The organism is Myxococcus sp. AM011 (assembly GCF_013372595.1).
Lineage (GTDB): Bacteria > Myxococcota > Myxococcia > Myxococcales > Myxococcaceae > Myxococcus > Myxococcus eversor.
On the sequence record NZ_JABXEM010000401.1, the window covers coordinates 1 to 7,180 of the forward strand.

The following is a 7,180-nucleotide window of genomic DNA, read 5'->3' on the forward strand; positions in this document are numbered from 1 at the left end:
AGCCGAAGCTGCCCCCCAAGGCCGCGCCTCCCGCGCTCGCCAAGGCGCCGCCTCCCGCGGCCCCGCTCGTCGCGCCCGCGCCCATCGTCGCGCCGACGGTGGTGCCCTTGGACAAGCCTCCCGAGGCCGCCACGGAGACGGTGGCCGCCGCGCCCATCGCCGTGGGCGGCACCGGCGCGCTCGTGCCGGGTGGCCGCGTGGGTGGCACCGGTAGCGGCGAGGGCCTTTCGGCCGGGGGGGGGCGCGCGGCGCCCATCAACCTGCCGGAGTCGGCCACGCCGCCGGAGCCGCTCGAGTCCAACCTCATTCCGGAATACCCCTCCGAGGCCCGCTCCAAGGGTCAGGAGGGCATGGTCATCCTCAAGGGCGTCGTCGAGGCGGATGGCCGTGTCACCCAGCTCAAGGTCATGCGCGGTGACGAGCCGTTCGCCAGCGCGGCGCTCTCCGCCGTGCGCACGTGGCGCTTCAAGCCCGCCGTCGTCGAGGGCCGCCCCACCGCCGTCTTCCGCATCTTCAAGGTTCCGTTCCGTCTCAAGTCGTAGGCCGTCTGACTCACCCGCACCTGCCCCCCAGGAGCACATCGTCATGAACTTCAATCTTCGCGACATCTACAACCACATGGGCGTGTTCGCCCTGGGCATCGCCTGGACGCTGATGCTCTTCGCCGTCGCGTCCCTCGCGGTGTTCTTCGAGCGGCTGTTCGTCTTCTTCCGCTCCCGCGCCACCTCGCGCGCCTTCGCCGCTCGCGCGGGTCAACTCCTCATGCAGCACCAGCACGAGGCGCTGGTGAAGGAGGCCGAGGGCACCAAGGGCAGCCACCTGGCCGTGTTGCTCGGCGGCGGCATGAAGGCGTTCCTCGCCAAGTCGAAGCTGCCCGCGGGCAAGCTGGGCCCGGTGGAGCTCACCCGCCGCGAGCTGGTGCGCATCAACGACCGCGTCAGCGCGGATGTGCGGCGCGGCATGTCGCTGCTCGCCACGGTGGGCTCGGTGGCGCCGTTCGTCGGACTGCTCGGCACCGTGGTCGGCATCATCGAGGCCTTCGCCGGCATCGCCAAGGAGGGCTCCGGTGGCCTGGGCGCGGTGTCCGCCGGTATCGCCGAGGCGCTCGTCGTCACCGCGCTGGGCCTGCTCGTCGCCATCCCCGCGGTGCTGATGTTCAACTTCCTCTCCACTCGCGCGGACGCGCTCCAGCTCTCGCTGGACGCGGCGCGCAGCGAGCTGATGGACCACCTGGAGGACATGCCCTCCGACAAGCGCGGGGGCGTGAACAACGGCGCGGTGGCCACCGGGCCGGAGACGGTGGCGCGCCGGGAGGGGCTCGATGTCCGCCCGGCGTAGCAGCATCACCCCGGAGATGAACGTCACGCCGCTGGTCGACGTGGTGCTCGTCCTCCTCATCATCTTCATGGTCGTCACGCCGCAAATCGAGTCGGGCGCGTCCGTGGAGCTGCCCGCCGCGACGAACCCGGACAAGGAGAACAAGGAGCTGGAGCCGACGACGGTGAGCCTGGCCGCCAACGGCGCCATCTTCATGGACCGCAAGGAGTTGAAGAAGGAGGCGCTGCTCGTGGAGCTGAAGTCGCTGCGCGAGAAGAAGCCGGACTCGCCCGTGGTGCTGAAGGCGGACCGGGGCGTGCGCTACTCCGAGGTGCGCGGCGTCTTCAAGAGCATGCAGGACCTGGGCTTCCCGGGCATCAACCTGCAGGTCATCGACAGGAAGAAGTAGGAGCGCGCCATGGCATTCGACCTCGGAGGCGGCAAAGCGGGCGGACTCCGCCCGACGATGAACGTGACGCCACTGGTGGACGTGGTGCTCGTGCTGCTCATCATCTTCATGGTCGTCACCCCGCTGCTCACCAAGCAGATGTGGATGACGGTGCCCGCGAAGAGCGACAAGCAGGAGGAGCCACCTCCCCCCCCGCCTGACGCGTTGCCACCGGTGGTGCTCACGGTGGACCGCGTTGGCGTGCTGCGCATCAACCGGGAGGAAGTCCCGCGCGAGCAGGTCGTCGCGCGACTGCAGCGCATGCTCAACGCGCGCCCGGACAAGATTGTGTTTTTCGACGCGGGCGACGACGTGCCCTACGGCGCCGCCATGGAAGTGCTGGACCTCGCCCGGGGAGGAAATCTCACCGTGGGCGTGCTGCCGGACAAGCTCGCGGACTGATGTGTCCGCCTGGCGGCGGGTCGTGACCTCGAGTTTTCGATCCGCCGCCTGAATCGTCACAAGCCATCCATTCCAATGCCATGCGAGTCGCGTTGTTTATGCCGCGACCGTTGGCAAGGAGAGCCGTGTTGTCTCGCGCAAGCCTTCAGCGCGCCCTCGTGGCAGCGCTCATCCTCATCACCTCGCCCGGGCTCGCCCTCGGTCAAACCCCTTCCCTTCCTGGCTCGGAGAGCACTCCGTCCGGCACGGAGACGCAGGTCGTCCCCCCCGTGACGGACGACCAGGCGCCCCCGTCCGAGGAGCTGCGCCCCGCCGCTCCCGGCATGGCTCCGGCCGCCGACGGAACGACGCAATCACAACCACCTCCGCCCTCGCCGAATCCGCAGCAGCCCGCCGCCACGCAGACTCCCGCCACCGCTCAGCCGAACGCGCGGCCTGTCGATGGCGCTCCCGCCACGGTGCAGTCGCCCGACGCACAGCCCGTTGACGGCGAGCCCGCCACCGCGCAGCCCGCCGACGCCGCGGCCACCGATGACGAGGCCGTGCTGGCCGAGTCCTCCACGCCGCCCCCGGGCTTCACGGGCATCTACGGCAAGGTCGTCGACGAGGCCAACCAGGAGGGCCTCATCGAGGCCACCGTGAAGGTCGTCACGGGCGCGCAGAAACAGTCGCTCACGGACCTGGATGGCAACTACCGGCTCGCGCTGCCGCCCGGCAAGTACGACCTGCGCGTCTTCTACGACGTGTACCAGGGCCGCCGCATCACCGGCGTCATCGTGACGCAGGGCAAGGCCACCAAGCTGGACGTCGCGCTCGGCGCGGACGTGGGCGCGGTGCAGGAGGTCGTCGTCGAGGCTCGCTCGGACCGCCGCGCCGAGGGCGCCCTCCTCCAGGAGCGCAAGAAGGCCGCCGCCGTCTCCGACTCCATCAGCGCCCAGGAAATCGCCCGCACCCCCGACTCCAGCGCCTCCGATGCCGTCAAACGCGTCGTCAGCGCCACCGTCGTCGACGGCCGCTACGTCTACCTGCGCGGCCTGGGCGGCCGCTACATCACCACCCTGCTCAATGGCGCGCTGCTGCCCAGCCCGGAGCCCGATGAGCCCAGCGTCCCGCTGGACCTCTTCCCCACGTCCCTGCTCGCCAACCTCAACGTGGTGAAGAGCTACACCGCCGACCTGCCCGGCTCCTTCGGCGGCGGCGCGCTCCTCATCGAGACCAACACCTATCCCAGCCAGTTCGAGTTCAAGCCGCGCATCACCTTCGGCGGCGACACCGAGACCACCGGCCAGGCCCGCAATACACAGACTGGCGGCGGGAGCATGGAGTTCCTCGGCTTCCCCGGCGGCAGCCGCAAGCTGCCTGACGCCATCCCCACGGACCACGCGCTCGGCAACGGCAACGAGTCGGCCGCCGAGCAGGAGCAGCAGTGGGAGAGCTTCAACAACGTGTGGAACGCGCGCAGCAAGACGGCGCTGCCCAACATGGGCCTGAGCGCGTCGCTCGGCGACACGCTGCGCTTCGACAACCAGCGCCTGGGCTACCTGGCCACCGTCAACTACGGCCACCGCGAGAACACCCAGTTCACGCAGTACAGCAAGGCCTCCTATGACCTGGAAGGCGACTTCGTCAGCTACGACGACGCGCAGACGCAACTGGGCACGGAGGTCGCCAACCTGAGTGGCCTGGCCAGCGTCGGCTACCAGTTGGACCGCGACAACGAGCTGACCCTCTTCAGCCTCTTCACCCGAGGCACCGAGACGCGCACCACCACCAGCGTCGGAGTGGACACGCTCAAGGGTGACCGCTACGAGGGCAGCCGCCTCCAGTTCATCGTCCGCCAGCTCTCCTTCAACCAGCTGCGCGGCTTCCACCGCATCGGCCTCTTCGGCGACTCGGAGGTGGACTGGCAGGCCAACCTGTCCCGCGTGGACCGCGACGAGCCGGACACGCGCGACTCGCTCTACAGCGACAACCTGGGCAACCCGTCCGGCGGCATGTCCTTCCCCAATCAAGCCAACAGCGGCGAGCGCTTCTTCGCCGACCTGGGCGAGACGTCCTTCGGCGGCAGCGTCAACCTCACCGTGCCCCTCTCGGACCTGCGCTTGAAGTTCGGCGGCCTGACGCAGCTGTCCTTCCGCGACTTCCGCGCCCGCCGCTTCCGCTACGGCATCTCCCCCAACTCGGACGTGGACCGCTTCCTGCCGCCCGAGACGCTGTTCAGCGCGGAGTACCTGGGCAACGGCATGCGCATCCAGGAGAGCACCCGCCCGGACTCGGACGCCTATGACGCGTCGCTCGGCGTCTTCGCCGGCTACGTCAACGCCGACTTCAAGGCCACGGAGTCGCTGCGCCTCGTCGGTGGCGTGCGCCTGGAGAGTTCCCAGCAGACGCTGACGGCGCTCAACCAGTTCACCGGCGTGGAGGCGTCCAAGAACGACGTCAACTACCTGGACTGGCTGCCCACGCTCAACGCCATCTACGCGCTCACCCCCACGGTGAACCTGCGCGCGGGCTACAGCTACACGCTGGCGCGGCCCACCTTCCGCGAGCTGGCGCCCTTCTCGTTCTACGACTTCGTGCGCCGCCGCAACATCTCCGGCAACCCCTCCCTGGTGCAGACGCGCATCCACAACGTGGACGCCCGCGTCGAGTGGTTCACCGGGGACAACGAGGTGCTCGCCGCGAGCGTCTTCTACAAGCGCTTCCTGAATCCCATCGAGCGCGTCATCAACTCCGTGGGCTCCGGCGACATGAACTTCGAGAACACGCCGGCGGCGGACACCTACGGCCTGGAGCTGGAGGCGCGCACCTCGCTGGGCCGCGTCACCCCGGCGCTCCAGCCGTTCAAGGTGGGCGCCAACCTCACGCTCATCCAGTCGCAAATCGACCTGGGTTCGCTGCAGGGCCTGCAGACCAACGCCAAGCGTCCGCAGCAGGGCCAGTCGCCCTACGTCGTCAACGTCAACCTCGGCTACGAGCGACCCCAGAGCGGCACCGAAGTCGCGCTGCTCTACAACGTCTACGGCCGCCGCATCAGCGAAGTGGGCACCGACAACCTGCCCGACGTCTACGAGCAGCCGTTCCACCGCATGGACCTGGCCCTCACCCAGAAGCTCACCGAGTCCACGCAGCTGAAGCTGACCGCGTCCAACCTCCTCAACTCCCGCATCACCCTTCAGCAGGGCGACATCGCCCTGGTCCAGTACCGCCCGGGCCTCGCGTTCTCCGCGTCGCTCGGCCTCTCCCTGTAGTTTCCCTCCCGAAAGGAAGTCTCGCCATGAAGCGCTTGTTTGCCTCCCTCTTCATCCTGTCCAGCCTTGTCATTGGCCCTGGCTGCGGCGACGACGACAAGAAGGACCCGGTGGTGGACCCGCCCCCCACGCCCACCCCCGAGACGGTGGATGTGGCCCAGGACATCACCGCGGACACGACCTGGAAGACGGGCAACACCTACGTGCTGAAGAAGTACATCTTCGTCAACAGCGGCACGCTGAACATCGAGGCGGGCGCCACCATCAAGGGTGAGCAGGGCAGCGCGCTCATCATCACCCGCAACGCGCGCATCAACGCGGTGGGCACCGCGGAGAAGCCCATCGTCTTCACGTCCTCCAAGGCCGTCGGTCAGCGCGAGGCGGGCAACTGGGGCGGCGTGGTGCTGCTCGGCCGCGCGAAGCTGAACGTGTCCGGCGGGGAGACGACCATCGAGGGGTTCTTCGCCACCAGCGGCAATGACCAGACGAAGTACGGCGGCACGGATGACGCGCACAACTGCGGCACGCTGAAGTACGCGCGCATCGAGTTCGCCGGCTTCGAGCTGGCGCCGAACAACGAGCTCAACGGCCTCACCACGGGCGGCTGCGGCTCGGCGACGGACATCGACTACGTGCAGGTCCACAAGGGCCTGGACGACGGCATCGAGATGTTCGGCGGCACCGCGCCCCTGAAGCACATCGTCATCACGCAGGCGGACGACGACGGCCTGGACTACGACCTGGGCTACAGCGGCAAGGTCCAGTTCCTCATCGTGCAGCAGAGCCCCCGCGTGGGCGACCGCGCCATCGAGGCGTCCAGCCACAAGACGACGCCGACGCAGGAGCCCATCAGCATCCCGGAAATCTGGAACGCCAGCTTCATCGGCTCCAACGCGGACCCGGGTGGCAACCCCTCGCAGGAGGGCCTGGTGTTCAACACCGGCGCCGGCATCAAGCTGCGCAACGCCGTCGTCGCCCACTTCAAGGACCAGGCGGTCGACGTGGACGGCACGGCCTCCGCGGCGCTCTTCAACGAGCCGGGTGACTCGCGGCTGTCCATCCGCAACACCTTCTTCTGGGACAACGCCAACATGAACGACACCATCCCCTTCGCGCCGAACCCGAAGGTGGAGGGTGGCGTGACGGTGGACCCGGACGTCAGCCGGTTCAACGAGGCGGAGAAGATTCTGGTCGCGGCCAACGGCGTCAAGCTGCAGGACCCGCTGCTCACCGCGGCGACGAACCTGACGGCGCCCAACTTCTCGCCGGCCGCGGGCTCGCCCCTGCTGAACCCGGACAACGCGGCCACGCCGGGCGCGGGCTTCGACACCAGCGCGCGCTTCGTCGGCGCGGTGGGCCCCACCAACTGGCTGGCCGGTTGGACGTCGTTCCCGGAGAACTAGGCCTCATCGACTGAACCCGGGCCGCTCCGTGGAAGTCCCCGGAGCGGGCCGGCACCGTGGCCCGGCCGCGGGTCTCTACCGGAGGGGGGCTCCGGAGAGGCCTCGCGTCCGGGCCGCGGCTTTTTCAGGAGCCGGTGGGTTTTTACCCGGTTTTGACAAACACCCGTCGCGAGATGTTGGAGATTGGCCGCCTTCCGTGAAGTGGAGGGGCCGCACTCCCACGGAGGACGAGGTTGTTCGAACATGTCGCAACACGGCCCCAGGCAGTGGTGTCTCTTAGGCGCCCTGCTTCTCATTGGTTCCCCTGGCAAGAGCAATGCGGCGGAGCGGGACATCACCCCGCCGCCCCTTCCCCCTTC

At 68.7% G+C, this 7,180-nt stretch carries 6 protein-coding genes; all 6 read left to right on the forward strand.

Features of this window, described 5'->3' with window-relative positions; all coding sequences use genetic code 11:
* Positions 1-542, forward strand: a 542-nt coding sequence (locus HUW62_RS44515) for an energy transducer TonB (RefSeq protein ID WP_176437900.1), incomplete at its 5' end; no start/stop codon positions are given.
* Between the two features lie 43 nt (positions 543-585).
* Entirely contained in the window at positions 586-1,338 is a 753-nt protein-coding gene (locus tag HUW62_RS44520; RefSeq protein ID WP_163867659.1) for a MotA/TolQ/ExbB proton channel family protein, read from the forward strand.
* Positions 1,322-1,726: a biopolymer transporter ExbD gene (locus HUW62_RS44525; protein WP_163867660.1), complete on the forward strand. Its 405-nt coding sequence runs from the start codon at positions 1,322-1,324 to the stop codon at positions 1,724-1,726. The genes HUW62_RS44520 and HUW62_RS44525 overlap by 17 nt, the downstream gene beginning before the upstream one ends.
* 9 nt (positions 1,727-1,735) lie before the next feature.
* Positions 1,736-2,167: a biopolymer transporter ExbD gene (locus HUW62_RS44530; RefSeq protein WP_163867661.1), complete on the forward strand. Its 432-nt coding sequence runs from the start codon at positions 1,736-1,738 to the stop codon at positions 2,165-2,167.
* 80 nt (positions 2,168-2,247) lie between these two features.
* Positions 2,248-5,418 carry a TonB-dependent receptor gene (locus tag HUW62_RS44535; RefSeq protein WP_176437901.1) on the forward strand — a complete coding sequence of 1,057 codons (3,171 nt, stop codon included), beginning with the start codon at positions 2,248-2,250 and terminating at the stop codon, positions 5,416-5,418.
* 26 nt (positions 5,419-5,444) lie between these two features.
* Entirely contained in the window at positions 5,445-6,821 is a 1,377-nt protein-coding gene (locus tag HUW62_RS44540; RefSeq protein WP_163867663.1) for a hypothetical protein, read from the forward strand.
* The last annotated feature ends 359 nt before the right edge of the window (positions 6,822-7,180 follow it).